The organism is Thermostichus sp. MS-CIW-26, assembly GCF_054059115.1.
Window position 1 is genome coordinate 13,959 of sequence record NZ_JBSSBV010000013.1, and the last position, 23,132, is coordinate 37,090.

Here is a 23,132-nt window from a genome sequence, read left to right on the forward strand (position 1 = left end):
GGCGGCTGCTAATCCAGCAGAAATTGCACCCACTTCGGCGGAGGTGGCAGTGGACAACGAAAATGCTCCATCACCAGGGCGGCCACCAAATGCACCGTGAATACGTAGATGAGGGAATTGAAGGCAATAAATCCCACCACCACCACCTGAACCATCCAGGGTTCTGCCACCCAGTAGACGCCCCATCGGCTGAGGGACACATCCAGGAGCCAGTTGGTTAGGCCGGTGAGTTGAATCGTCACGTAGGTCCAGAGGTTTTCCCCCACCAGTAGGGAGGAAAGCACCAACTGAAAGATCAAGCCCAGGGCGCTGAGCACAGCCCCGCTCACCACCGAGACGTACCAGGAAAGCCGCCGCTGCCACAGGCGGGCACACCAATAGCCCAGCAGACCATAGGGAATGACATAGAGAATGCTGCGCGTGGGCCCTATCAGCACCGTCAGCAACAGGCCGGAGACCACCAGGGCCATTGCCCCTGTGCGGGGATCCCAGCGCATCACCGCCAGCGCCACCGGAATGGGGAAAAACAGGCGCATGAAAGGAGCTAGCGGCGTGTAGCTCAGGATCCAGATCAAGGCTGCCGTACTGGCCAAAAAAGCCGTTTCCACCACCCTCAAAGCCGGAGAACGGGGAGGTGGGGGGGGTAAGGGAGGAAAGTCATCCTGCACAGAAGGCTGAGGCGGCGGGGGCACATCCAGAAAAGCACAACTTTTCCCAGCTTAGCTTGTCGGGGTGTGGGGGTAGCTAAGCCCCGCACTGTACTCGTAGAGTCAGTGTCGAGATACAGATACCCCCACATGGTGTATGATGGGAGTACTTGCACAAAACGGCTTTTGCCGGAATCTGGTGCAACTACGCGGTAGGGCATTCCGTGTCTGCTCGTGGAGGGTTCTTGCGTAGGCTCCCCGATGAAGCGAGAAGCCCACGCTGTACCCGTAGGGTCAGCGATGGGAGTATGTCACGCCACCGGTTGCCGGGTTGGGCGAATTGTTGCCCAGAGGTGTGGATTTGGACTGCAAATCGGCTACAGGATAGGCCCTGTTGTCGATTGGGGCTGCCTCAGCGGATCCCTTTTGGATTTCAGGACATTCGGCAACATTTCCCAAGGCCAACCGTGAACCGACCCCCATCGGCCAGTCTCTCCTGACCCTACCCATCAACTTGTCTTGAAACGACTAGGGCGTTCTGATAAAGTTGAGGCGGGATTTGCCCTGAGAGAGCGGGATCCCTTCTGGACAAGTCTAGGGTCAATGCTATGGCAGTGCGGGTGGGCATCAACGGTTTTGGCCGCATCGGACGGCTGGTGTTGCGGGCTGCTTGGGGCTGGGAAGAGCTGGAATTCGCCCACATCAACGAGATCAAAGGGGGAGCTGCGACGGCGGCCCACCTGTTGAAGTTTGACTCGGTGCAGGGCCGCTGGGCTATCGACATTGAGGGATCCGATAACCGGCTGCGCATTCAGGACAAAACCCTCACCTTTAGCGAACACAAGTCTCCTGGTGAAGTGCCCTGGGCAGAGTTGGGGATCGAGCTAGTGCTGGAATGCTCGGGCAAGTTTGTCAAGGCAGCAGAGCTGGATCCCTATTTTAAGGCGGGGGTGCGCAAGGTGATTGTGGCTGCTCCCGTCCAAGACAAGACAGCCCTCAACATCGTCATGGGTGTCAACGATCACCTGTACGACCCGGCCCGGCACCATTTGCTGACGGCAGCTTCCTGCACCACCAACTGTCTGGCTCCCTTGGTGAAGGTCATCCACGAGGGGATCGGCATTGTTCACGGGGTGATCACCACCATCCATGACGTCACCAATACCCAAACCATGGTGGATGCCCCCCACAAAGACCTGCGGCGGGCCCGCTCCGCTCTGCTGTCTCTGGTGCCCACCACCACCGGCTCGGCCACGGCCATTGGGCTGATTTACCCCGAACTCAACGGCAAGTTGAACGGCATTGCGGTGCGTGTTCCTCTCTTGAACGCTTCCCTAACCGATGCCGTGTTTGAGGTCAGGCGGCCCACCACTGTGGAGGAGGTTAATCACCTTTTAAAAACGGCAGCCGAGGGCCCACTCAAAGGCATCCTTGGCTATGAGGAGCTGCCCTTGGTCTCGGTGGATTTCAAAGGGGATCCCCGTTCCAGCATTGTGGATGCGCCCTCGACGATGGTGGTGGATGGCGCCCAGGTGAAGATCCTGGCCTGGTACGACAACGAATGGGGCTACGCCAACCGCATGGCGGAACTGGCCCGCAAAGTGGCCCGCAGTCTATAGAAACATCTCCCTTGGAGACCTGCCCATGACTTCTGTTTCGACGGCTCAAGCCTCTGCGGTTCGCAACTACGCCCTGGTAACCGCTGCCTACTGGGGTTTTACCATCACCGACGGCGCCATCCGCATGTTGGTGCTGCTCCACTTCCACAAGTTGGGCTTCACCCCGATTCAGATTGCCATGCTGTTCCTCTTCTACGAGATCTTCGGGGTGATCACCAACTTCCTGGGCGGCTGGATTGGATCCCTCTTTGGCCTGCGGCTGACCCTCTACGGCGGCATTGCCATTCAGATCTTTGGCCTGGTGATGCTGGGGGTGATCAACCTGCAGTGGCCGGTCTGGGGCCAGGTGGCCTACGTGATGACGGCCCAAGCTCTGGCCGGGATCGCCAAAGACCTCACCAAGATGAGCTCCAAAAGCGCCATCCGCCTGGTGGTGCCCAAAGAAGCGGAATCCCGCCTGTTTCGTTGGGTGGCTATGCTCACGGGATCCAAAAACGCCCTCAAGGGGGTGGGGTTCTTTGTGGGAGCGGCCCTGCTGCAGATCTTCACCGAAATCTACGGGGATCCCATGGGCTTCCGCATGGCCAACTTTGTCCAGGCGGGGGCGTTGGCTTTGATCTTCTGTTCGGGGGCGCTGCTGCCTGCAGACATGGGCAAAATCAAGGCCAAGATCCCCTTCAAGCGGCTGTTTTCCAAGAGCAGAGAGATCAACATCCTCTCGGCGGCCCGCTTTTTCCTGTTTGGGTCGCGGGATGTGTGGTTTGTGGTGGCCCTGCCGGTGTTTCTCTACGACGAGCTGGGCTGGACTTTTATGCAGGTGGGCAGTTACATGGCCATCTGGGTGATTGGCTATGGGTTCATTCAGTTTGTAGCGCCGCAACTGCTGGGTGGGGGTCGCCCTGGCCGTGCTCCCAAGGCCCGCACCATCCAGATTTGGACCTTCGTGCTGACGGCGGTGCCGGCGATCATTGCCACAGCCTTCATGGCCGGGCTGGCACCGGAGCTGGTGATCACCGGCGGCTTGATCCTGTTCGGGATCGTCTTTGCCTTCAATTCGGCAGTGCATTCCTACCTGGTGCTGGCCTACACGGAAGACGACGACGTAGCCCTCAATGTGGGCTTTTATTACATGGCTAATTCCGGCGGGCGGCTGTTGGGGACGGTAACTTCTGGGATCCTCTTCCAGTTCTACGGATTGGAGGGCTGTCTTTGGTTTTCCACCCTCTTGATCTTGGCGGCGGGGCTGTTCTCGTTGAAATTGCCGGATCCCAGCAAAACCCCGGTGGAGTGGGTGGTTAAGCCAGGGGATTGAGGATGGAGGGCTACCAGCGGAGATCGATGCATCCATTCAACCCATCCACAAATGGGTGGAGGGGAAAGAACTCTGCTCAGCACAAACGAGAGGCCCAACGATGAGATAGTAGAGGAGCAAGCAGCTTTTCCGGCAGCCTATGAGCCTGCGCATTGTTCCCACGACGCCCTTCCCTGGCCAGAGACCCGGCACCTCTGGCCTGCGCAAGCCGGTATCGGTGTTTCAGCAGCCCCACTACCTGGAAAACTTCGTCCAATCCATTTTTGATGTCCTAGAGGGATCCGCCGGCCAAACCCTGGTGGTGGGGGGAGATGGCCGCTACTACAACCGCGAGGCCATTCAGATCCTGCTCAAGATGGCAGCGGCCAACGGCATCGGGCGAGTCCTGGTGGGCCAAGGAGGGATCCTCTCCACGCCGGCGGTCTCCTGTCTCATCCGCAAGTACGGCGCCTACGGGGGGATCATCTTCTCTGCCAGCCACAACCCCGGCGGCCCCCAGGGGGATTTCGGCATCAAGTACAACATCGGCAACGGTGGCCCTGCCCCGGAGAAGGTGACCGAGGCCATTTACGCCCGCACCCAGCAGATCCGGGAGTACCGCATCCTGGAAGCTCCCGATGTCGATCTGGATCGCTTGGGCGAGCAACGGCTGGGGTCCCTCACGGTGTCCGTCATCGACCCGGTGGCCGATTACTTGAGCCTGATGCAGCGTCTGTTCGATTTCGAGGCCATCCGCGACTACCTGGCTTCCGGGATCCGCATTGCCTTCGACGCCATGCACGCCGTCACCGGCCCCTATGCCCACGCCATTTTGCAGGGATCCCTGGGAGCACCAGAGGGCAGTGTGCTCAACGGGCAGCCCCTGCCGGATTTTGGCGGCGGACACCCGGATCCCAACCTGGTGCATGCCCGCTCGTTGGTGGAACTGTTGTTTCGGGAAGATGGGCCGGACTTTGGGGCCGCTTCCGATGGGGATGGGGATCGCAATCTGATCCTGGGCCGCCAATTTTACGTGACCCCCAGCGACAGCTTGGCAGTCTTGGCTGCCAATGCCCACCGGGTACCCGGCTACCGAGAAGGGCTGGCGGGAATTGCCCGCTCCATGCCCACCAGCCAGGCAGCGGATCGGGTGGCGGCCAAGCTGGGGATCCCTTGCTACGAGACCCCCACCGGCTGGAAATTCTTCGGCAACCTGCTGGATGCCGGCAAGGTCACCCTCTGCGGGGAAGAGAGCTTCGGCACCGGATCTCACCACATCCGGGAAAAAGACGGGCTCTGGGCCGTCCTGTTTTGGCTGAACATTTTGGCCGTTCGACGGCAGCCGGTGCGGCAGATCGTGGAAGAGCACTGGCGCACCTATGGGCGCAACGTCTACTCCCGTCACGACTACGAGGGACTGCCGGTGGAGGTGGCCGAGGCGCTGATGGCAGACTTGCGACGCTCCCTGCCTGGGTGGGTGGGCCAGCGCTTGGGATCCCACACAGTGGCTTATGCCGATGACTTCAGCTACACCGATCCCGTGGACGGCAGCACCACCAGCCACCAAGGGATCCGCATCGGCTTTGAAAATGGCTCCCGCATCATCTACCGGCTTTCGGGAACCGGCACCCACGGAGCCACCCTGCGGGTGTACCTGGAGCGATTGGAGCTGGATCCGGCCCGACATGGCCTGGAGCCCCAAGTGGCCTTGGCCGAACAGATTCAACTGGCCGATCACCTTGCCCAGATTCGCGCCCGCACCGGTCGGCAGCAGCCAGACGTCATCACCTAACCCGCCGCAACTGTTGGCAGGGATCCTGCCGGCGGCGGTTCCTGGAGAAGCGGGGATCAGGGCCTGAGGCCATCCAAGCCGGTCGCTTCGGCGTCGCGGAGCAGAAAGGTGCCGATAGGGGAGGTGATGGGAGAGGTCAGTTGAAAATCTCCCCGCTCTTGGGTGAGGCCCACCGGGCGACTGGGGAAAGCCACCAGGATCCCTTCCAAGCGCAGTGACTCTGCCACCGGATCGTAGGCAAAGCGCAGCTCAAAATCCCGCAGGTCACGGCGAACTTCCACCCGGCGGATCCCTGCTTCCGTCAGGCCCAGGCGGAGCCGCCAGTGGTTTTGCCACTGCGTGCCGAGAGTGGCATCCAGCTCCAGGCCATAGGTAGAGATCTGGCCCAACCGGGGATCGTAAACCGCCTGCAGGGCATAGCTGATCCCTGGTTCATACACCTCCAGGCCGGAGCGTTGATCCCGGTTAAACGTGGTGCTGCTGCGCCCCCGATATTCCAGACGGATCGGTTGCAACTGCCCTTCGTTGAGGTCGTAGGCCGTCTGCAACTGAATGTTGAACAGATCAGGGGCGGTGCTCCAGGTGAAGTTGGCGTTGAGGGTATCCCACTTCTGGGTGATGAAGTCGTAGCCAAGGCTGGTGTCCAGGCGCACCAAGTTTCTCACCTCTGCCTGCAGCTCCTGCAAGTTGCGGGAGGCAATCGCTGCCAAATCCTCCGGGGTATCGTCGGGGAAGGTCAGGGCTATCGGCAGCTCGCCGGGCAGGTCATCTTCAAAGGCAATGTAGCCTGGGGGGACATTGGGCAGAAGATCGCGGGGCGTAAAGAAGCTGATGTTGGCATTGATGCGATCCACATCTTTAGGGCTGGTGGAGAGGGTTTGGAAGGGCACAGAATTGTTGCCGTAGAAGGTGCGGCTGTAGCGCAGGTCGATGGTATTCCAGTCGGCAGGTCTGAGGCTGAGGCGAGGGTTGAGGCTGACGGTAGACTCCTGGTCAGGAGTGGAGTAGAGGACTTGGGTGTAATCGATAGAACCCGGCATGAAGGTGATCCAGGGAGCCGGTTGAATATCGTTGAACTGAAGGCTGGAGCGCAGCTCGTAGCGATTGAAAAAGTGGAGGCCCGCCCCCACCTCCTGATCCGGCTGTTGCTCTTGAGTTAGGGTGAGGGCGCTGCTGAGAGCAATATCGGGCGTGATGCGAACGAGGTCGGGGTTAAAGGCCAGCTCGAAGTTGCGACGCGGCTCGTTGTCGCCATTGGAACTGCTGTAGGCGCGGTAGGCCAGGCGATAGGTACCTCCCCAGCCGGGTGGGGTCAGTTGAGTGCCCAGCGTCAACCGCGCATCGGCAAAGTCGGGGCCATCTTTGACGCTCACCCGCTGGTTGTAGTCCAAGCGCAGATCCGATTGCAGCCAATGCACGCCCCCGTACCGCTGGATGTGGCTGAGGGTGAGGGGGAAGCTGTAGATGCCCCGCTCCTGGGATCCGGTGCGGCTGATGTTGAGGGTGGTGGTGGAGAGATCCCCCTGAAAGGTGGCGTTGAGGCGGAGATCGGCGTTGTCGTTGCGTCCGCCGGCAGGACGGTAGGTGTTGTCCAGGTTGAGGTTGAGCTGTCCCCGCAGTTGGCCTTCCTGCCCAAAGAGGTTGGCAGCGTAGAAGTCGAAGTTGTGGTCGATGCGGAAACGGCTGGAGAAGCGCTGTTGGTCAGCTTCGGTCACCAAGTAAAACTGGGCTCGCCCGTAGTTGACACTGTCCGGGATGGGCAGGATGTAGTCATGCAAGAAACCAATGCCCACCCCTTTTTTCTGGATGGCATCCAGCCGCAGGCCGCCGAAGTTGTATTCGTCGAAGCGGTAGGCCCAACTGGATTTGACAAACACCCCCTCTGTCTCGCTGCGCCCCGGCAGCACCCATTGGTGATCTCGCAGGCTGTAGATGAACAGGGGGAAATAGGCAATCTGCAGGCCTGCCCGCAGATCCCCTGCTTCTGTGAGTTCGCCGCCGGCAAACACGCGGGCGTCGTAGACGATCACCCGGTCATCGGGAAACACCTCCACCCGATCCCCTTGCACGTAGTGGGTGATGGGCGGCTCTGGCGAGGTGGTGACGGTGGCTTTCTCGAAAAAGATCTGATCCCCCAAAATGGCGGTGGTCTCTTGGCTGCGCACAAAAACCTTGGTGCCCGGCTCCTCCCCCGGCAGAATGACCAGCGAGCTCTCAAATTGGGCGGTGCGACCGGGGATATCCAGATCCAAATTTCGCCCTTCGATTTGCCGGATCCCGCGCCCTTGGGGGCCAGGGGGCTGCTCCATGCGAAAAGGGCCCTCGCTGCGCAGGCGTCGCTCCCGCCGATAAAACAGCAGCCGGTCGCCGGTGATGCGGGTGCCGTCAGCCAGTTGGATCAAGGCGTTCCCCTCGGCAATGCCCAGGTCTTGTTCGGCGATGTAGCTGAGCACATCCCCACTCACGTTGATTTGATCCGGGTCAAGGGGAATTTGCCGCTGCGCGGTGGCCGAGAGCTGCTGGCGAATCTGGGATCCCTGGCTAACGTTCCCTGTCGCCGAGACGGCATCTGCCCCGGTGCCCAGATCCCGCAAAAGGGGGAACTGCTCCAGCAGCTGAGGAGCCAGGGGTGAGCCAGCGGTGGGGATAAAGGCTTCCGTTCCCCTTGGAGGGGATCCCGTCAGCCCCGACCCAGGGGTGGCCTCTGCCAACAGGACACCGCCCAAATCCAAGCTCCCACCGGCTTGGGAGATCAGGGGAGGAATGGTCTTGGGGGAAGCTGGGATCCGATTTAACCTTGCCTCTGAACCGGCTCCACCTTGCAGTTGGGCCGTAGCCCGGTTTTCGCCATTGGATTCCGATCGCGTTAGCGGGACGGAGTCCTTGGTGGGGCGCAGCCAGGGTTGCTCTTCCACCCGCAGGGCCTCAGCCTGAGAAGTCATGGGCTGGGAAAGCCGAAGGGAGTCCAGGGTGGGAACTGCTGCAGTGGGCGTCGCCGGTGAAGGGGGTTGGGGAGAAGGTGTTGCCTGGGCCTGCTGCGCCTGTCGCCGAGCATGAGCTGCTGCCCCTTCGGCCAACAGCCGTTGTAGCCGCTGTCGGTTCAGTTCTTCTGGCGTGAGGGGCTTTTCAGGAGAGTTGGCAAGGGGAGGGGATCCAAAGTCTGAAACCGGGGCCGTAGGGGGTGGGGTTGCCGCAGTCAAGGCTGTAGCAGGCAGAGAAGATTGCGCCTCGGCCAAGGTGATGGGCTCCTCATCGGCGGCAGCCATCGGTTCTGGGCTGGAAGCCCGGCGGGCCAGTTGCAGGCGCTGAGCAAGTGTTTGCGCTGACCGAAAGCGCTGGTAGCCCTCCAGAGAGAACTCCGTCCCGCCGACGCCAACAGTGGGCGGGGGATCCAACTGGGCGAAGACGGCCTCCCCCGTCCCCAACCACAGGGAGCCGCCCCAGCAAAGAGCCAACCACTTTGCCCAAGGGCTGAAGTCAGGGGGGAAGTTGCAGGATTTCACCGTAAAAACCGCCACAGTAAAGAAAGGCCTACCCCACCGAAAATCATATTCGGCAACCAGGCAGCCAGCCAGGGATCGATGTGCTCAACTCGACCCATCGCTCGTCCCAGGCTCATCAGTACATAGTAAATAAACACCAGAACAATCGCTAGCGCCACGCCGCCGTAGCGCCCCGTTTGCCGCACCGTTTGCAGGCCCAAGGGGGCAGCCACCAAGATGGCGAAAAAGCTGGCCAAAGGAATGGCGAACTTGAGGTGGTATTCCGTCAGGCAGCGGGCCACATCGGCAGAAGGGCGTTGCTCCGCTCGATATCGCTGGCACTGCTCCCACAGCTCCCCCGCCCGTTGCTCTTGGGGCACCTTTTCCGCGTACACCAGGCCCACCAGTTTGTTGACGATGTTGAGCTGCATTTCTTCCACCTGGCCTTCGTAGTAGGTGCGCCCCTGCTCATCGTAACGACGGATCACCACGTCTCGCAGTTGCCACGATTGGCCCACCTGCTGCGCGGTTTGGGCGGAGATCACCTGCGGATAGCGCAGGTGGCCGGTCTCGGCCTTGCGATCCAGGATCAACAAATCCTGCATCAAGCCGGTCTTCGGGTCAATCGATCCGACATGAAACCAGAGATCATCATCCACCCGCACGATCTCTTCTGGATTAAACAAAAGAGCATCTTGAGCCAAGATGAGGTTCTTGTTCAGGATTTTCACCTTTTGGTTGGTTTCCGGCACAATCACTTCATTGGTCAACAGCGCCAAGCCGCTGATCAGCAGGCCAATACAGAGCACGGGGATAAACACTTTGCGATAGGGGATCCCAGCAGCACGCAGGGCGGTGATCTCGCTGTCGGCTCCCATTTTGCCCAGGGTGAGCAAGGTGGCAAAGAGGCCGGCAATGGGAAAGGTGACCACCAAAATGGCGGGCAAATTGAGGAGGAGAATGTGCAAAATGGTTAGCGGAGGAGCGCCCTTTTTCACCAGCAGATCGGTGTAGATAAACAGCTGGTTGCCCAGCATCAGCACCGTCCCCCCGGCCACTCCCAGAAAGAAGGGGCGAATCATCTCTTTGAAGAGATAAAACTCCAAAAAGGCAGCCCCCAATTTCAGGGATCCCCAAAAGCTGCCCGCTTGAGCAGGGGTTCTGCGCAGTTTGCCCTCGGCGAGTGGAGCCGTCATGACATCACCTCGGATCACAACCTCAGCCAAACCTGGACGATCAAAAACCACAGATGGCTCCCCGAGGGGGGATCCCATCAGAGGGCGTCGGTGATGCGAAACTGAAACATGCCCTGCTGTTGCCCGTCCCCTTCGACGGTGTATTCATCTTGTTTTATGTTCAGGGTAACCAGCTTGCCACTGAGGCGATTGGCGCCCCGGCACATCTGATCCAGCGCGTTGCGGCCCGGCAGAGCTTGGGTGCTCTCCCCGGGAAGGCGGCCGACCTCTCCCCGATCGCAGAGCACCACAGGAGCCTGTTCGGCGCTGATTTTGAAAATTTGTTCTCGGTCGAAGTAATCGGCGCGATCCCCTTCGATGGCGCGGTTGGCCTGCACAATAACCACATTGCCAAAGAAGCGGGCATCGCCGCTGGCTTGGTCGATCTCCACCCGGTCGGCGTAGATCACCGTCGGCTGATCCACATCGGCCTGGGTCTCCGGGTTTTGCAAGCGCCGCGCCAGCCAGTCCCCTTCGATCTGCTCGATCACCACCTCTCCCCGCAGCTCCACTTTCTCAGGGGTGATGGTGGCCTGGTTGGCCTTGGCCCTACGTCCCCGCTGGATAAACTCGACGGCATCGCTAAACTCGGAAGTGCCGGTGCGGGAGTTGTAAACCAGGCGGGCAGCCCGCACCTCGGTTTCGGCTTGGCGCAGCTCCTCTGTCAGGGATCCCTCGCCGGGCGTGGGGGTAGAGGCAGCCATCTGCCGGTAAAGGACGTTCTCTTCAAAGAGGAAGATCTTGTCGCGGTGGTTGCCCTCCAGGCGGGCTGAGGTGAGCACCCGTCCGGGCTCTTCCAGGGTGACCCCTCCGGTCAACAAACTTTGGGATTCGCGGCGGCGGTAGGTGCCCTGGGCCGACCGGATGATGGTTTCCCCCTGCTGGATCTCCAGGTTGCCTTCCCCTTGGGCAATTTGTGTGTTGCGGTCGTACGTGAGGCGGTCGGCAATGATGGTGACTTCTTGATCCTGTCGGTTGGGGGTTGCCTCCGGGCCGGGAGAGGCCTGGGCCAAGCGCAGATCGGCCAATAAGGGATCCCGGCTGCTGTCGCCGGCCACCTCCTGTAACACCACGCCGCCGGAGAGAATGCTTTGGGCCTGTTGCCGCAGGTAGGTGCCCTGGGGAGCGCGAATTTCGATGCCACGTTCGCGAATGCGCAGGTTCCCTTTCCCCTGAGCCACTTGTTGGGTGCGGTCGTAGGTGATCTGGTCGGCGGTGATGGTGATGGAAGCGGGATCCGCTGCAGCACTGGCCACCCACTGGGAAGCGCTGGCGGGATCGGTCGGGGGGGCGGCTGCCGGGCTGTCGGTGCGCAGCACCACCAGCTTGCCCTGCTGAGCGCTGAGAAGGGCAAATTGAAAGTTAAACGAGCCAGAGCGGCCCTGCAACACCATTTCCCGGCCTTTGAGGGTGAACTCCGCGGGCACCTCGATGCGTTCTTCGGGGGTGACTCTCAGGGCGCTGGTCAAGAGCAAGCTGCCATCGTCGCTCCTCACCTCCACCTCGCCATCCAAATACAGCTCGTCGGCGGTGGCATTGTAGCGGGCTCGCTTGGCCCGCCAAGTCATCTGCTCGCTGCTATCAAAAAAGGGATCCGGCACCCCTTTTTGCCGGTCGGCACCTTCTCCGTAGAAGTAGCCGTGTGCCCCCTGCTCAAATACCTGTTGCCCGGCTGCCAGATCCACCTGCTCGGCAATCAACCGCCAACGCTGATGGCCTCCCCGACGACCCAAGATGTCTACCCTGCGGCTGACCGAGAGGGGCTGGTCGGGGGGAGGAGACTCCACCTTCACTTCCTCGATGTCGATCGACAAGGCCCAGCCCACCAAAGCAGCCAAGATGCTGCTCCCCAACAGCGCCACCCCCAGGTTGGAATTGAAGAATCGCCGCATCCTGTTTTCGCTGCCGCCTCACCTCGACCCGAACTGACCACTCCCCTTGGAGCCAACGCTCTGAGCTAGCACTCTAGGCTGTAGCTTATCCCATTTTGCCGGCTGCACCGGAGGGATCCCGCGCACACCTAGCCTTAAGCCGACTTTTCAGCCTTCAGCCATAGCGGCTGAGGATGAACCCTAGCCCCAGAAACAGCCCCAGCCAAAAATGGAGACTGACGGCGATGAACTTGGAGTGGCTAATCCGCTGCGGCTGATCGTGATAGGTACCCAGCAGGCGGGAAAGCCGCACTGCAAACGGGATCCCGGCCAAACTCAGCAGTGTCCAAGCCGGAAAGATCCCCAGCCCCACAAACAGCAGCATCAGGCCAAAAAGGCTGCCGCAGAGCCAGGGGATGAGGCGGGCCGAGCGCAAAGTCCCCAGGCGGGCCACCGGCGAGCGCTTGCCGCAGGCTAGGTCATCCTGCACTTGATGGAAATGGGAACAAAACAAGATCAAGCTGGTCGCCATCCCCACCACCAGTGAGGCTGCCAACCCCGGCAGCGACCAGGTCTGGCTTTGGCTGTAGTGGGCGGCCAAAACCGCCAGCGGCCCAAAGCTGAAAAAGCAGAGGATCTCGCCCAGGCCCTGATAGCCCAGGCGCAGGGGCGGCCCTTGGTAGGCATAGCCCAGCCCGCAGGCCAGCAGCACCAACAGCAGCACCGTGGGATCCGATTGCCGCCAGCTCAGCCACAGGATCCCCAGCAGACCCAGGGCCAAAAAGGCATTCCCCACCCAAAACACCTGCCCCGGCTTGCCCGTCAGGTTGACCAGCGAGTGGAGTTTGTTTTTGTCCACCCCTGTCTGGGCATCGAACACGTCGTTGCTGATGTTGACCCAGGCCAAGATGCAGATGGCGGCTCCCAAAAACACCCCCAAAACCCCCAAGTCCAGCACCCCTGACTGGGCATAGGCAATGGCGGATCCCACCCAGATGGGCATGATCGCCACACTGTACATGGGGGGCTTGAGGGCAGCCATCCACAATTGCCGGCGGGAGGGGTCACTCCATGCGACCTCTGCTGCTGGCTGCACTTGGCCGACATCTGGATTCATGGGAGTTCTCCTTGGGAAGTAAGCCTGCTCTGGGGCCTGTCTCTGGATCTGTCTACAACCATCTGCTCTGTAGGGTAGAGCGCCTGAGAAAGCATCCCCCAGGATGCTAAGAAACTTTGCAGTCCGTGAAGAAGCTCCTCAGATCTGGCCCCCAGAAGCTCAGGCTGCCGGCTCTTCTCCTAATCTCTTATCCTAAAGTCATCTTCTGCCGGTCTCCATCGACGGGTGTCCTGTTTTCGGCCAAGGTGGGATCGTCTTCTTTTTCTTGCGCATGACCTCTTCTCTTTCCCCTTGGAATGCCCACGGTACGCTTGAGTGCCTGGAGTGGCCGAGAGCATGGCCGCCGACTCGCACTTCTACCTGGACGGACGAGGCGAGGGATCGGCGCCACTGGGATCCCTTCCTAGCCGCCTGCCAACAGATGGCGCGGGCGCGGGGTGTTCCCCAAATCCTCAGCTTGTCGCAGCCCATCCCAGAGCTGGATCCGCTGGCGGTGCTGGCCCAGAGGCTGGGTTCGCTCCCCACAAACCGATTCCCGAGCTACTGTTATCTCTCCCACAAGGCCCACGGGGAAAGGGTGCGGGTGTTGGGATGGGGATCCCTGCGGCAGGTTGATCTCGCGGGAGAAGGGGGCTTGCGGGCGGCACGGAGCTTTGTAGAAGAGCTGCAGCCCCACGTCCATGCCGCTTGCATTGGCAGAACGGAGCCCTCGGAAGTGGGAAGATTCCCAGACAGCCGGCAGGAACGCCCCCTGTGTTTCTGTCGCCTTGGTTTCAGCCCCAGGAGTGATGGGGGGGCGGCGCTGGTTCTGCCGCGCTGGCAACTGTTGCAGGTACCAGGCTCCTGGAGATCTCTGGCGGTGGCGCGGCTCAATCTGGAAATCGACCCCGAGAGCGACCTAGCGGCTTTGGCCGGGCAGATCACCGCCTTTTTTGCCCAAATGGAGCGCCTTTCTCGATCCCCCTTGCCCTCGTGGGAATTGCAAGCTCCTGTGCCAGTGAACTTGGAGGAAGCCCCCCTCTTGGCGCGCATCCAAAAAGCCCTGCAGGTGATTCAGGCGGGATCCCTGGAGAAAGTGGTGCTGGCCGAAGCCGTGGATCTGCACTTGCCTGTCCCGCCGTCAATCCCGTCCCTGCTGGCCTACCTGGAAAAAGATCATCCCGATTGCAGCATCTTTGCCTTTGCCGCTGGCGTCAGCGGGCCGAAGTCCTTGGAGGCAGATGCTCGGGGGAATTTGCCGGCCAGGCCTCTCCCCCTGGTCCAAGAGGGGGCCTTTCCCCAGGTTTTCTTGGGGGCCACCCCGGAGCGCTTGCTTTCCGTGTGGCAAGGCCGGGTGCAGATCGATGCCTTAGCCGGCTCCGCCGCCCGCGGCGCCACCCCTGTCCAGGATCGCCAGTTGGCCGAGGAGCTGCTCCGCAGCCCCAAAGACCGCCGAGAACATGAGTGGGTGGTGCGCTCGATCCGGGAGGCTCTGAGTCGGTTGGGAATGGATCCCTGCATTTCCCCGCAACCGCGGCTGCTCCGTCTAGCCAACATCCAGCATCTGCAAACCTTGATCGAGGCGGAGCTCCCCGCCGATGTACATCTGTTCGATCTGCTGGCCCAGCTCCACCCGACGGCAGCGGTGGGAGGGTATCCCCAACAGGCGGCGCTGCAGTGGCTAGAGCGGTTGGAACCCTTTGATCGCTCCAGCTATGCCGCTCCCTTGGGCTGGGTAGACTTACAGGGCAATGGCGAGTTTGTGGTGGGGATCCGCTCCGCCCTAATTCGGGGGAATTGGGCCCGCTTGTATGCCGGTGCCGGGATTGTGGCTGACTCCAACCCAGAGCAAGAGCTGGCCGAGATTCGTCTGAAGTTGCGCTCTCTGGTGCAGGCTCTGGCCTTGCGACCTGCAGCTCCTCCGCTCCCCAGCTTCTGAAGAGAGGGGATCAGGAAGATGTTTCTGCCGCCGCTGCGGGAGGTGGATACGAACCCCTCCACGAACAGCTACAGTGAGAAAGCCGGTCTTTGATTAGCCTCGGTGTCCTCTGCGACATGGCGACCCTGAATCCCACCCATCCCCCTCGTATAGCCGGATCCCGCGCGCAAGTGGGGCTTTGGCCCGGCCTGATCCAGCACTATCGGGAATGGCTCCCCGTCAGCGCCAGCACACCTGTGGTCACGCTACATGAGGGCAACACGCCTCTGGTGCCTTCCCCGGCTTTGAGCCAACGGCTGGGGCGAGACTGTCAAGTTTACCTGAAGTTGGAGGGCCTCAACCCCACCGGTAGTTTCAAGGATCGGGGTATGACGATGGCCGTGTCCAAGGCCAAAGAGGCAGGGGCAGAGGCGATCATCTGCGCCAGTACCGGCAACACCTCGGCGGCTGCCGCTGCCTTTGCAGCCAAAGGGGGTCTGCGGGCCTATGTGCTGATCCCCGATGGCTACGTGGCCAAAGGCAAACTGGCCCAAACCCTGATGTACGGGGCGGAGATCATCGCCGTTCAAGGCAACTTCGACCAAGCGCTGGCTATGGTGCGGCAGCTGGCGGAAACCTACCCGGTGGCCCTGGTGAACTCGGTCAACCGCTTCCGCTTGGAAGGGCAGAAAACCGCCGCCTTCGAGGTGGTGGATGCTTTGGGGGATGCCCCCGATTGGCTCTGTATTCCGGTGGGCAACGCGGGCAACATCACGGCTTATTGGATGGGGTTTTGCCAGTACCGCCAGCAGGGCAAGGCTACCCGTCGCCCTCGTCTCTACGGCTTCGAGGCTGCCGGTGCTGCCCCCATGGTGTTGAACCGGGTGGTGGAACACCCAGAGACGGTGGCCACGGCCATTCGCATCGGCAATCCTGCCAGTTGGGTGAAGGCCAAGGCGGCAGTGCAGGTGAGCGGCGGTCAGGTGGATAGCGTCACCGACGAGGAGATTCTGGCAGCCTATCGTCTCCTGGCATCCGAAGAAGGGATCTTTTGCGAGCCGGCCAGCGCGGCCTCGGTGGCAGGATTGCTGAAATGGCGAGAGCAGGTGCCTGCTGGAGCACAGGTGGTGTGCGTGCTGACGGGCAATGGCCTTAAGGATCCGGACACGGCCAGCCACCAGGGATCCGCTCCTATCCACACCGGCGTTGTCCCTGAGCTGTCCGCTGTTGCTCGTCTGATGGGTTTCTAGCAGAAACCGCCTGCTGGTTAGGGTCAGGCGTTCCCCTTGGGCGGCGCTCCGTCGCCTATCGGGCATCGCCATCTGGCAAGCGGCATTCCTCTCTCGGCCATACGCTACAGCCCCAGCTCAAAGCCCGCATTGGGCGGAAAGGGCTGTGTCGAGAAATTCCCGGATCAGGGGCAGCACCTGTTCCCCATGCAAGGCAGGGATGGCGTGGCCGGCCCCGGCCAGGATCTTGAGCTGAGCCCCAGGGATCCCTTCGGCATAGGTTTGGCAGTGCCAGAGGGGAATGGTGTCGTCCTGTTCGGCGGCGATCACCAGGGTGGGGGCCTGAATGTGTTGGAGATAACGTTCAACCGTATCGACGGCAGCTTGCGGGCGCAGACGTTGTCGAAGAAATTGCCGAGCGACCGGCTGCTGACGCAGGGATCCCCGCAACCACAAGAGCTGGGCCAGCTTGTCTTCCCAATGCCACCAGCGGGCCAGCGGAGCGATCGCCCGCAACAGCCAATCCACCCAAGCGCTTTCCCAGAGCAAGGGCCGCAAATGGTTGTAGCGTCTCACAAAGCTGTCGTCGCGGATCCCGGCAGGAGCCAACAAAACCAACCCCCGCAGCGGATACCGCACGGCGTAAGCTGCCGCCACCCATCCCCCAAAGGAATGGCCCACCAAAACCGGAGCAGCTAGGCCCAGCCTTTGGACAAATCCGCGCACAAACTCTACTTCTGCAGCGATGTCGTAGTGCAAGGCCGGTTGGCCGGACTGCCCGAACCCCAGTAAATCCAAGGCAATGCAGCGATATTCGTCTCCCAACCCTTGCATCAGCGGCCACCAGTTGGCATGAGTGGCCATAAAGCCATGCAGAAACAGCAGTGGGATCCCTTTTCCCCAGTCTCGATAGGCAGCCCAGCAGGACTCTGCCCCTGCGATGTTCAACCCTTCCAATTTCACCCTGTGCAGCGGGATCTCTTGAACGCGGGCCTGTAACTCCGCCAAGCGCTGGGCCAGGGGGAGTCGTTCCAACAGCGTTTGCCTGGTCATCGGCTTGGGGTCAGTAGACACAGACAGATTCAGCAGATGCAGTTTCTTCCGGAGCAGCATTGGCTACAGCGAATGCACCTATACGGAAATATCTCTCGTATCTCTTTGAACAGGGATCCTGCTCAATCCATCGGAATCTACCTGGGATCCCATCAACTCGGAAAAGGCCGTAACGCATCGCAACTTAGCCGATCAACTGCAAATGGGGCGGGGGAGTTTTCAGCCAGTCTTGGCGGGTCAGCAGCCCTTGGAGGAAGCGGGTGGCTGCCTGCGATTGATAGCGCTCCGGGTTAAAAGCCAGCCAGAGGGTACGCCGTATCTGTAGCCCTTCCACCGCCAGCTTCCGGAACCGCCCCTGTTCCACATCGGATCCCACTGCCACCGTAGACAAAAAGGCCACCCCCAAACCCGCCTGGACAGCATTTTTGATCGCTTCAATCGAGCTGAGTTCCAGCCGCACGTTCAATTGGGCCGGGTTAATGCCGTGGCGGTTCAGCACCCGATCGATGGTTTGCCGGGTGGACGACTGGGGATCCAAGGTGATGAAGGGCAAAGCCAGCAGATCCACAAGCGCAGGAGAGTCGATGGCACACCCGGGAGCACCGACCAACACATATTCATCTTCCGCCAGAGCCATCACCTTCAAGTGCCGCTGCAGCTCAAAGGGGATCTCCCCGCCAACAATGGCCACGTCCAACTGGCCGTCCACCAATTTCTGGGCAATTCGCCGCGTGGATTGCACCAAGAGCTGTACGGAAATTTGTGGATAGCGGCGGTGATATTGGGCGATCAAAGAAGGCATGACATAGGTGCCCACCGTTTGGCTGGCCCCCAGAACCAGATGCCCCCCCTCCATTTTCTGCAAATCCGCTAGGGCCTCGACGGCCTCACGGCACAGCTTGAGGATGCGCTCGCTGTACTGCAGCACCACTTTCCCGGCATCCGTCAGCTCCACCTTGCGCCCACTGCGGTCGAACAGCACCACCCCCAACTGTCGCTCCAGGTTCTGTACTTGCAAGCTGACGGCAGGCTGGGAGACAAACAGGCTATCGGCAGCACGGCGAAAACTACCCTGCTGAGCAATTGCCCGCACGATGAGGAGCTGATCTAGAGTAAACGGCAACTCATCCGCCATAGGGAACTCCAAACCCCACAGTGGGATCCCTTACGTTTCCCTGAAAAGCTGGGCAGCCCGCGTTTGGAAACCCACACGAGATCATCATAAACAAGGGAGAAATCCCAAGAGAGCAGCTCAACCCTTTCCCGGCAGCTCGGCTCTGGGGGGTGACCAGCCAAGAGTGGAGAGGAGAGCTCAGAATCTTCGGGCTGTTTCTCTGCCATTCGGAGCAGCTATGCCCACAATACCTACCTGATACATTTACGCTGAACACTGCTGAACATCACTGTTCAACTATGCAGCGATAGCATTCTGTTTGTTTCCATTCGCGTTAGCGGGACGGAGTCCAAACAGAATGGCGGTATCCCGCAAAGCTTTGAGTAGAATACCCAAAGCGCAGTTTCCGTGTCGTCTTACTACCAATTTTCTGCTTTGCTTTGGCTACCATGTTGGCAGACTCGAAAGTAAACAGAAAGATCAACTGGTAGTAATCCGTACTGAACATATTATACATTATTTTCAGTATAGTTGAGCTTATTATTGACTAGAGTCATGCTCTCACCGACCGGCGGAAGATGGCTGTTGAGATTATTCTCAACAAACAGGCCGGCAATTCCAGCTCTGGGTTTGGCTTGGTCTCTAGCGAGGGCCGTAGGTTGTCCAATAGCCGCGTCCTTGTCTTTTGGCTGCATCGGCAGCTTCGGTGAGAATGGGGCCGTACTTCAAGCCATCGGTTTGTGGCGACAACAGGCCGTGCCCCAAAAACAGCATTTCCTGGTTGATGAGGGTGTTGGCTTGCCAAACGTAGGCAGGCAAGGTGGGAGCAGGGGCTAGGGCAGGATCCAACTCCAAAAACACCTCACGTCCCAGCAAAGCAGTCTGCAGATATTGGCCAGCATTGTAAACTGCCAGAGGGGTTTGTCCGCGCAACTCTGTCCAGTTGGGGTTGATCGGGTCAGGCAAGGGATCGATCCCGATCAGTTGCACCAGCCGCAAATTCAAGTCTCCTTCAAGCTGGACAACCAGGGTGTTGTAGTTGACCACCCGAACCACGGCTGCACGTTTGAGGTCGCGCAGATCTGGACGCGCCACCAATGTTAAAGCCCAACCGGGCAATGTCGAGAATATCAAAGGCAAGGCCAGAAAGCTGCCCAGCTTGATCAGGCTCCGTCCATTGGATGCCAGCAGGGATCTGGAGCGGGGGGAAGTCGGAGCAGAACGCAGGGATTTTTGCAGCATGGACTTTAGCCGTTGCATGGCAGACTTGACAATAGGGATGGTTCGCATGCTTGACCTTTGGATCTCACACCGCCCTCACACCGCCGCCTACTGGGCTTCAACGCGGGATCCGGCTCACCTGCCGTCACTCTACAAAAAATTGGGGCAGATGGGTCAGGTCTGGAAAATCTCTCTCGATTTTTGTCTTGATTTTTAGATGTGCTACCCATCCGGTCAGCAGTTGTCAGCGCTGACAACCTGTGGTTGGTCATTTCGATTCAAACTGGGACACTGTACCCGCACCTAAAACATGCATGAAACATGCATGGGGCCACAGGGCTTTTCTCAGCTGCCCAGGCGTCTCACCCTAAACTGAAGTGACTAAGTCCTTCCGAGCAGCAGGATTGTCTTTTGGTCTTCTCTCTTTGCGAAGGAAAGGGGGAGTGCTTGGAAACCTTTTCAATTCAGTTTGAAACAATTACAGTTGTCCAACTCTCAAATCTCTCAAAAGCGCAGCCCCTAGAGGGTAGCAGGGTTCTTTTCGACTGCTTCGGACAAGAGGGAGTTGACCAGCACGGTTACCAACCCCAGTCGATTGCCTGCCAAAATATCGGTCAATAGGCGATCGCCCACCATAGCCACCGCTTCTACCGGCAAGCCCATCTGGGCTACGGCCCGCCGCAAAGCCCGCCGTGAGGGTTTCCCGGCCCGGTGAATGTAAGGCAGATCCAGGCTTTCTCCGATTTGTTGAATCCGGTTGCGATTGAGGTTGTTGCTCACCAGCCAAATTTGAAAGTGCGGACGCAACTGCTCCAGCCAAGCAGCCACAGCGGGATCCACCTCAACCTGTCGGCTCGGCACCAGTGTACCGTCTACGTCAAAGATGATGCCTTTTACCTGCCAGGCCCACAGGTCTTCTGCCCGCAACTTTAAGACAGTGCCGGCCACCACCAGATCCGGTTGCAGGAGCTTGAACCAAGGTTTGTGTACCATCCGCTCCTCGGCTAAGGACTGGGTTGAGGACTATGGTGGGATCCCTGGGCAGCTTGTCGGCGCTCTTGAATAATTTGCAATTGGGCTGCCTCGTGCTCTGCTAGGGTTTTGCTGAAAACGTGGGTGCCATCGTAGCGGGCCACAAAGTAGAGATAGTCGGTTTGCTCAGGCTCCAAAACGGCTTTTAAGCTGGCCAAGCCCGGGCTGGCGATGGGGCCGGGGGGCAAACCCGGGTTGAGGTAGGTGTTGTAGGGAGAGGGGGTACGCACCTCCGCAAGGGTGAGGCGGCGATCTGGGGTTTGCCGGATATTCAAGGCATATTCCACCGTCGGATCGGCTCCCAGGGGGATCCCTTTCTTAAGCCGGTTCAGAAAGACACCTGCAATCAAAGCGCGTTCTTCCGGCACCACGGCCTCCCGCTCCACAATGCTGGCCAGGGTAACCCACTCGTGCAGAGACAGGGAAGTGGTGTGCTGGCGAAACAGGGGCAGGGCCACCGCGACAAATCGCTGCAGCATGGCGTCGACCACCATCTGGGCCTTTTCCCGATCCGGCAGGGATCCCTCCACCTGTTCGATGGGGAAAAGATAGGTGTCTGGGAACAGGTAGCCTTCTAGAGAGCTCAAGTGGGGGGGCAGCCAGTCGAGGGGGGGAATCACCCGGGTCACGGCAATGAAGGCATCGGCTGCCAGCCAGTTGCGTTGGGCCAAAGCCTCTGCCATTTGCTCGATCCGCCAGCCCTCCGGGATGGTCAGACGTCTTTGCAGGATCCTTCCCTGCCGCAGTTGTTGGGCCACGGCCAGCATGTCCTGGTTGGGATCCAAAGCGTAGGTGCCCGCCTGAAACACCCAGTCGCGCCCGAAGGTGCGGCTCCACAGCTCCCAAGCCAGAGCTGAGCGAATCACCCCTGCTTGGCGCAGTTTTTGCCCGATCAGACGGCTGCTGCTGCCCGGCTGGATTGTTACTTGGATCGGTTCTGGGCCGCCCACCGGCTGGAGCCAGGTCTGCCACTGCCAGTAGCCCAATCCCCCGACCAGAACCAACAGGAAAATCAAGCTCTGCAAAAGACGCCGACCCCAGCGTTCGCGTAAGCGTTGCGTAGCAACATGGGGTGACCTGGGTATAGCGCCTTGGGCAGCAGAGCATTTGGGCAAGACGGGATCCTTTTGGGCCGAATGCTGAACGTAAACTACCCGACACCAACCGCTAGGCGGTACGGAGCGGGCTTTTAGTAGCCCTGCAGTTAGCAAGCCAACCACGAGCCTCTGGGGTGGTTTACAGCACCCCCAATCGACCGTTACCAGTGCCTTAAACAACCGTTTCTGGTGTCCGCAGTATTGTTATAGCATTCCTCCCGACACCGACCCTACGGGTACAGTGCGGGGCTCCTGCAATTTCTAGCTGATCTGTCATTGCCTTTCCCTCCAAACGGCCTGAGCACACCCTTGAGCCAGGCTATCCTTCGGACTCAATCCTGGCTAGGGCGTCGCCGGACTCTCAAGGCCGATTTCCCCCCTAACTTGGGATCAACTCTCCTGGGCTGGGGATCCCGTTGTTCTCGACCGTCCGCTGTCCGATCCAAGTGCCGATGGGTTCTCCCTGCACCACTCGATAAATATTGCCAGGGGTAGTCAGGTCAAAGACCACGATGGGCAATTGATTTTCCTTGCAGAGGGCGATGGCGGTGCTGTCCATAACCCGCAGATCGCGGTTCAGCACATCCTGATAGCTGAGGACATCGTAGCGGCGGGCCTGAGGGTGAGTCTTGGGATCCGCATCGTAAACTCCGTCCACCTTGGTGGCTTTGAAAATCACCTCGGCATCGATCTCCGCCGCCCGCAAGGCCGCAGTGGTATCGGTGGTGAAGAAGGGGTTGCCAGATCCTGCCCCAAAAATCACCACCCGCCCCTTTTCCAGGTGACGAATGGCGCGGCGACGAATGTAGGGCTCCGCCACCTCTTGCATGGCGATGGCCGTCTGCACCCGGGTGGGGATCCCGGCTCGCTCGATGGCATCCTGCAGGGTTAAGGCGTTGATGACGGTGGCCAGCATCCCTACGTAGTCGGCAGAAGCCTGATCCATCCCTTGGGCAGCCGCCTCTTTGCGCCCGCGCCAGATGTTACCCCCTCCCACCACAATCGCCACTTGCACACCGGCCCGTACCACTGAGGCCACTTCGCCGGCAATGGACTTCAAGACCTCGGGGTCGATCCCGTAGGGGCGCTCCCCCATCAGGGCTTCACCACTCAACTTCAGTAGAATCCGTCGATATTTCATGCTTATCCGCTCCGGCCCACCCCTGCATACGATAGCAGGTTTGTTGAACTAGCTCCGCTCACAGGATTGACCGACAGAGCATCTCGACAAAAACAACCTTACTGCTGTTCTTCGCCAGCGCTGGCCTCGTTGTCGCGGGGGGCAGAACGGAAGCGGCGGCCATTGCGAGCACGACTTTTTTGGAACTGTTTGGCATATTCGCGGTTGCGCTCGGCTTTTTCCCGCTTCAGATTGCGTTTTTTGGCCATGCTGGTTTTCCTGACCGGTTGTCCGGACTCAAGTGAAGGTCCTCAG

General features: G+C 60.0%; 18 protein-coding genes. 5 read left to right on the forward strand and 13 right to left on the reverse strand.

The genetic code is table 11. The features are described 5' to 3' along the window. Positions 1–8 precede the first annotated feature (8 nt). Both ACVWZU_RS06310 and ACVWZU_RS06315 read right to left on the reverse strand, forming a co-directional pair. Complete coding sequence (locus ACVWZU_RS06310; RefSeq protein WP_457443937.1) at positions 9–692, reverse strand: DUF2232 domain-containing protein; 684 nt, start codon at positions 690–692, stop codon at positions 9–11. A 249-nt stretch (positions 693–941) separates the two neighbouring features. After that, positions 942–1,130, reverse strand: a complete 189-nt coding sequence (locus ACVWZU_RS06315) for a hypothetical protein (RefSeq protein WP_457443939.1) — start codon at positions 1,128–1,130, stop codon at positions 942–944. A 125-nt stretch (positions 1,131–1,255) separates the two neighbouring features. Here ACVWZU_RS06315 and ACVWZU_RS06320 point away from each other — a divergent pair, with 125 nt between their 5' ends. The 3 genes from ACVWZU_RS06320 (at position 1,256) to ACVWZU_RS06330 (ending at position 5,349) form a co-directional block, all read left to right on the forward strand. After that, positions 1,256–2,266 (forward strand): ArsJ-associated glyceraldehyde-3-phosphate dehydrogenase, encoded by a 1,011-nt coding sequence (locus tag ACVWZU_RS06320; RefSeq protein WP_457443941.1) that lies wholly within the window; start codon positions 1,256–1,258, stop codon positions 2,264–2,266. Positions 2,267–2,291: 25 nt separating this feature from the next. After that, positions 2,292–3,578 carry an organoarsenical effux MFS transporter ArsJ gene (gene arsJ, locus ACVWZU_RS06325; protein WP_414343360.1) on the forward strand — a complete coding sequence of 429 codons (1,287 nt, stop codon included), beginning with the start codon at positions 2,292–2,294 and terminating at the stop codon, positions 3,576–3,578. Positions 3,579–3,717: 139 nt separating this feature from the next. Further along, a complete protein-coding gene (locus tag ACVWZU_RS06330; RefSeq protein WP_457443943.1) occupies positions 3,718–5,349 on the forward strand; it encodes an alpha-D-glucose phosphate-specific phosphoglucomutase in 1,632 nt (543 codons plus the stop codon). Positions 5,350–5,405: 56 nt separating this feature from the next. Here ACVWZU_RS06330 and ACVWZU_RS06335 read toward each other — a convergent pair whose 3' ends face one another. The 4 genes from ACVWZU_RS06335 to menA form a co-directional block, all read right to left on the reverse strand. Beyond that, on the reverse strand, positions 5,406–8,867 hold the full coding sequence (locus tag ACVWZU_RS06335; RefSeq protein WP_457443945.1) for a hypothetical protein: 3,462 nt from the start codon (positions 8,865–8,867) through the stop codon (positions 5,406–5,408). Continuing rightward, the gene (locus ACVWZU_RS06340) at positions 8,849–10,027 is read right to left on the reverse strand and encodes an LptF/LptG family permease (protein ID WP_457443947.1); all 1,179 of its coding nucleotides are present in this window, start codon (positions 10,025–10,027) and stop codon (positions 8,849–8,851) included. The genes ACVWZU_RS06335 and ACVWZU_RS06340 overlap by 19 nt, the downstream gene beginning before the upstream one ends. Before the next feature lie 77 nt (positions 10,028–10,104). Next, entirely contained in the window at positions 10,105–11,958 is a 1,854-nt protein-coding gene (locus tag ACVWZU_RS06345; protein ID WP_457443949.1) for an LptA/OstA family protein, read from the reverse strand. 154 nt (positions 11,959–12,112) lie between these two features. After that, positions 12,113–13,054: a 2-carboxy-1,4-naphthoquinone phytyltransferase gene (gene menA / locus ACVWZU_RS06350; RefSeq protein ID WP_457443951.1), complete on the reverse strand. Its 942-nt coding sequence runs from the start codon at positions 13,052–13,054 to the stop codon at positions 12,113–12,115. A 271-nt stretch (positions 13,055–13,325) separates the two neighbouring features. On the opposite strand from menA, the gene ACVWZU_RS06355 reads away from it, so the two are divergent. Next, positions 13,326–14,972: an isochorismate synthase gene (locus tag ACVWZU_RS06355; RefSeq protein WP_457443953.1), complete on the forward strand. Its 1,647-nt coding sequence runs from the start codon at positions 13,326–13,328 to the stop codon at positions 14,970–14,972. Positions 14,973–15,088: 116 nt separating this feature from the next. Next, the gene (thrC, locus tag ACVWZU_RS06360) at positions 15,089–16,201 is read left to right on the forward strand and encodes a threonine synthase (RefSeq protein ID WP_457384265.1); all 1,113 of its coding nucleotides are present in this window, start codon (positions 15,089–15,091) and stop codon (positions 16,199–16,201) included. A 117-nt stretch (positions 16,202–16,318) separates the two neighbouring features. Here thrC and ACVWZU_RS06365 read toward each other — a convergent pair whose 3' ends face one another. From ACVWZU_RS06365 to ACVWZU_RS06395, 7 genes are all read right to left on the reverse strand, one after another. Beyond that, complete coding sequence (locus ACVWZU_RS06365) at positions 16,319–17,233, reverse strand: alpha/beta fold hydrolase (protein ID WP_457443956.1); 915 nt, start codon at positions 17,231–17,233, stop codon at positions 16,319–16,321. 184 nt (positions 17,234–17,417) lie between these two features. Then, positions 17,418–18,368 carry a LysR substrate-binding domain-containing protein gene (locus tag ACVWZU_RS06370; RefSeq protein ID WP_011433865.1) on the reverse strand — a complete coding sequence of 317 codons (951 nt, stop codon included), beginning with the start codon at positions 18,366–18,368 and terminating at the stop codon, positions 17,418–17,420. 621 nt (positions 18,369–18,989) lie between these two features. Beyond that, positions 18,990–19,637, reverse strand: a complete 648-nt coding sequence (locus tag ACVWZU_RS06375) for a thermonuclease family protein (protein WP_414343347.1) — start codon at positions 19,635–19,637, stop codon at positions 18,990–18,992. A 450-nt stretch (positions 19,638–20,087) separates the two neighbouring features. Next, positions 20,088–20,561: a YqeG family HAD IIIA-type phosphatase gene (locus ACVWZU_RS06380; protein WP_011433863.1), complete on the reverse strand. Its 474-nt coding sequence runs from the start codon at positions 20,559–20,561 to the stop codon at positions 20,088–20,090. 11 nt (positions 20,562–20,572) lie between these two features. Then, positions 20,573–21,616, reverse strand: coding sequence for an endolytic transglycosylase MltG (gene mltG, locus ACVWZU_RS06385; RefSeq protein ID WP_457443958.1), 1,044 nt, complete (start codon positions 21,614–21,616; stop codon positions 20,573–20,575). 460 nt (positions 21,617–22,076) lie between these two features. Beyond that, positions 22,077–22,838, reverse strand: a complete 762-nt coding sequence (pyrH, locus tag ACVWZU_RS06390) for a UMP kinase (RefSeq protein ID WP_011433861.1) — start codon at positions 22,836–22,838, stop codon at positions 22,077–22,079. Positions 22,839–22,936: 98 nt separating this feature from the next. After that, positions 22,937–23,086 carry a hypothetical protein gene (locus ACVWZU_RS06395; RefSeq protein ID WP_011433860.1) on the reverse strand — a complete coding sequence of 50 codons (150 nt, stop codon included), beginning with the start codon at positions 23,084–23,086 and terminating at the stop codon, positions 22,937–22,939. Positions 23,087–23,132 lie beyond the last annotated feature (46 nt).

Coding starts and splice junctions, on each gene's coding strand:
- ACVWZU_RS06315 (WP_457443939.1), bottom strand. CDS start 1,130: ATGGGGGTCGGTTCACGGTTGGCCTTGGGAAATGTTGCCGAATGTCCT.
- ACVWZU_RS06320 (WP_457443941.1), top strand. CDS start 1,256: ATGGCAGTGCGGGTGGGCATCAACGGTTTTGGCCGCATCGGACGGCTG.
- arsJ (WP_414343360.1), top strand. CDS start 2,292: ATGACTTCTGTTTCGACGGCTCAAGCCTCTGCGGTTCGCAACTACGCC.
- ACVWZU_RS06330 (WP_457443943.1), top strand. CDS start 3,718: ATGAGCCTGCGCATTGTTCCCACGACGCCCTTCCCTGGCCAGAGACCC.
- ACVWZU_RS06340 (WP_457443947.1), bottom strand. CDS start 10,027: ATGACGGCTCCACTCGCCGAGGGCAAACTGCGCAGAACCCCTGCTCAA.
- ACVWZU_RS06345 (WP_457443949.1), bottom strand. CDS start 11,958: ATGCGGCGATTCTTCAATTCCAACCTGGGGGTGGCGCTGTTGGGGAGC.
- menA (WP_457443951.1), bottom strand. CDS start 13,054: ATGAATCCAGATGTCGGCCAAGTGCAGCCAGCAGCAGAGGTCGCATGG.
- ACVWZU_RS06355 (WP_457443953.1), top strand. CDS start 13,326: ATGACCTCTTCTCTTTCCCCTTGGAATGCCCACGGTACGCTTGAGTGC.
- thrC (WP_457384265.1), top strand. CDS start 15,089: ATGGCGACCCTGAATCCCACCCATCCCCCTCGTATAGCCGGATCCCGC.
- ACVWZU_RS06365 (WP_457443956.1), bottom strand. CDS start 17,233: ATGACCAGGCAAACGCTGTTGGAACGACTCCCCCTGGCCCAGCGCTTG.
- ACVWZU_RS06370 (WP_011433865.1), bottom strand. CDS start 18,368: ATGGCGGATGAGTTGCCGTTTACTCTAGATCAGCTCCTCATCGTGCGG.
- ACVWZU_RS06375 (WP_414343347.1), bottom strand. CDS start 19,637: ATGCGAACCATCCCTATTGTCAAGTCTGCCATGCAACGGCTAAAGTCC.
- ACVWZU_RS06380 (WP_011433863.1), bottom strand. CDS start 20,561: ATGGTACACAAACCTTGGTTCAAGCTCCTGCAACCGGATCTGGTGGTG.
- pyrH (WP_011433861.1), bottom strand. CDS start 22,838: ATGAAATATCGACGGATTCTACTGAAGTTGAGTGGTGAAGCCCTGATG.
- ACVWZU_RS06395 (WP_011433860.1), bottom strand. CDS start 23,086: ATGGCCAAAAAACGCAATCTGAAGCGGGAAAAAGCCGAGCGCAACCGC.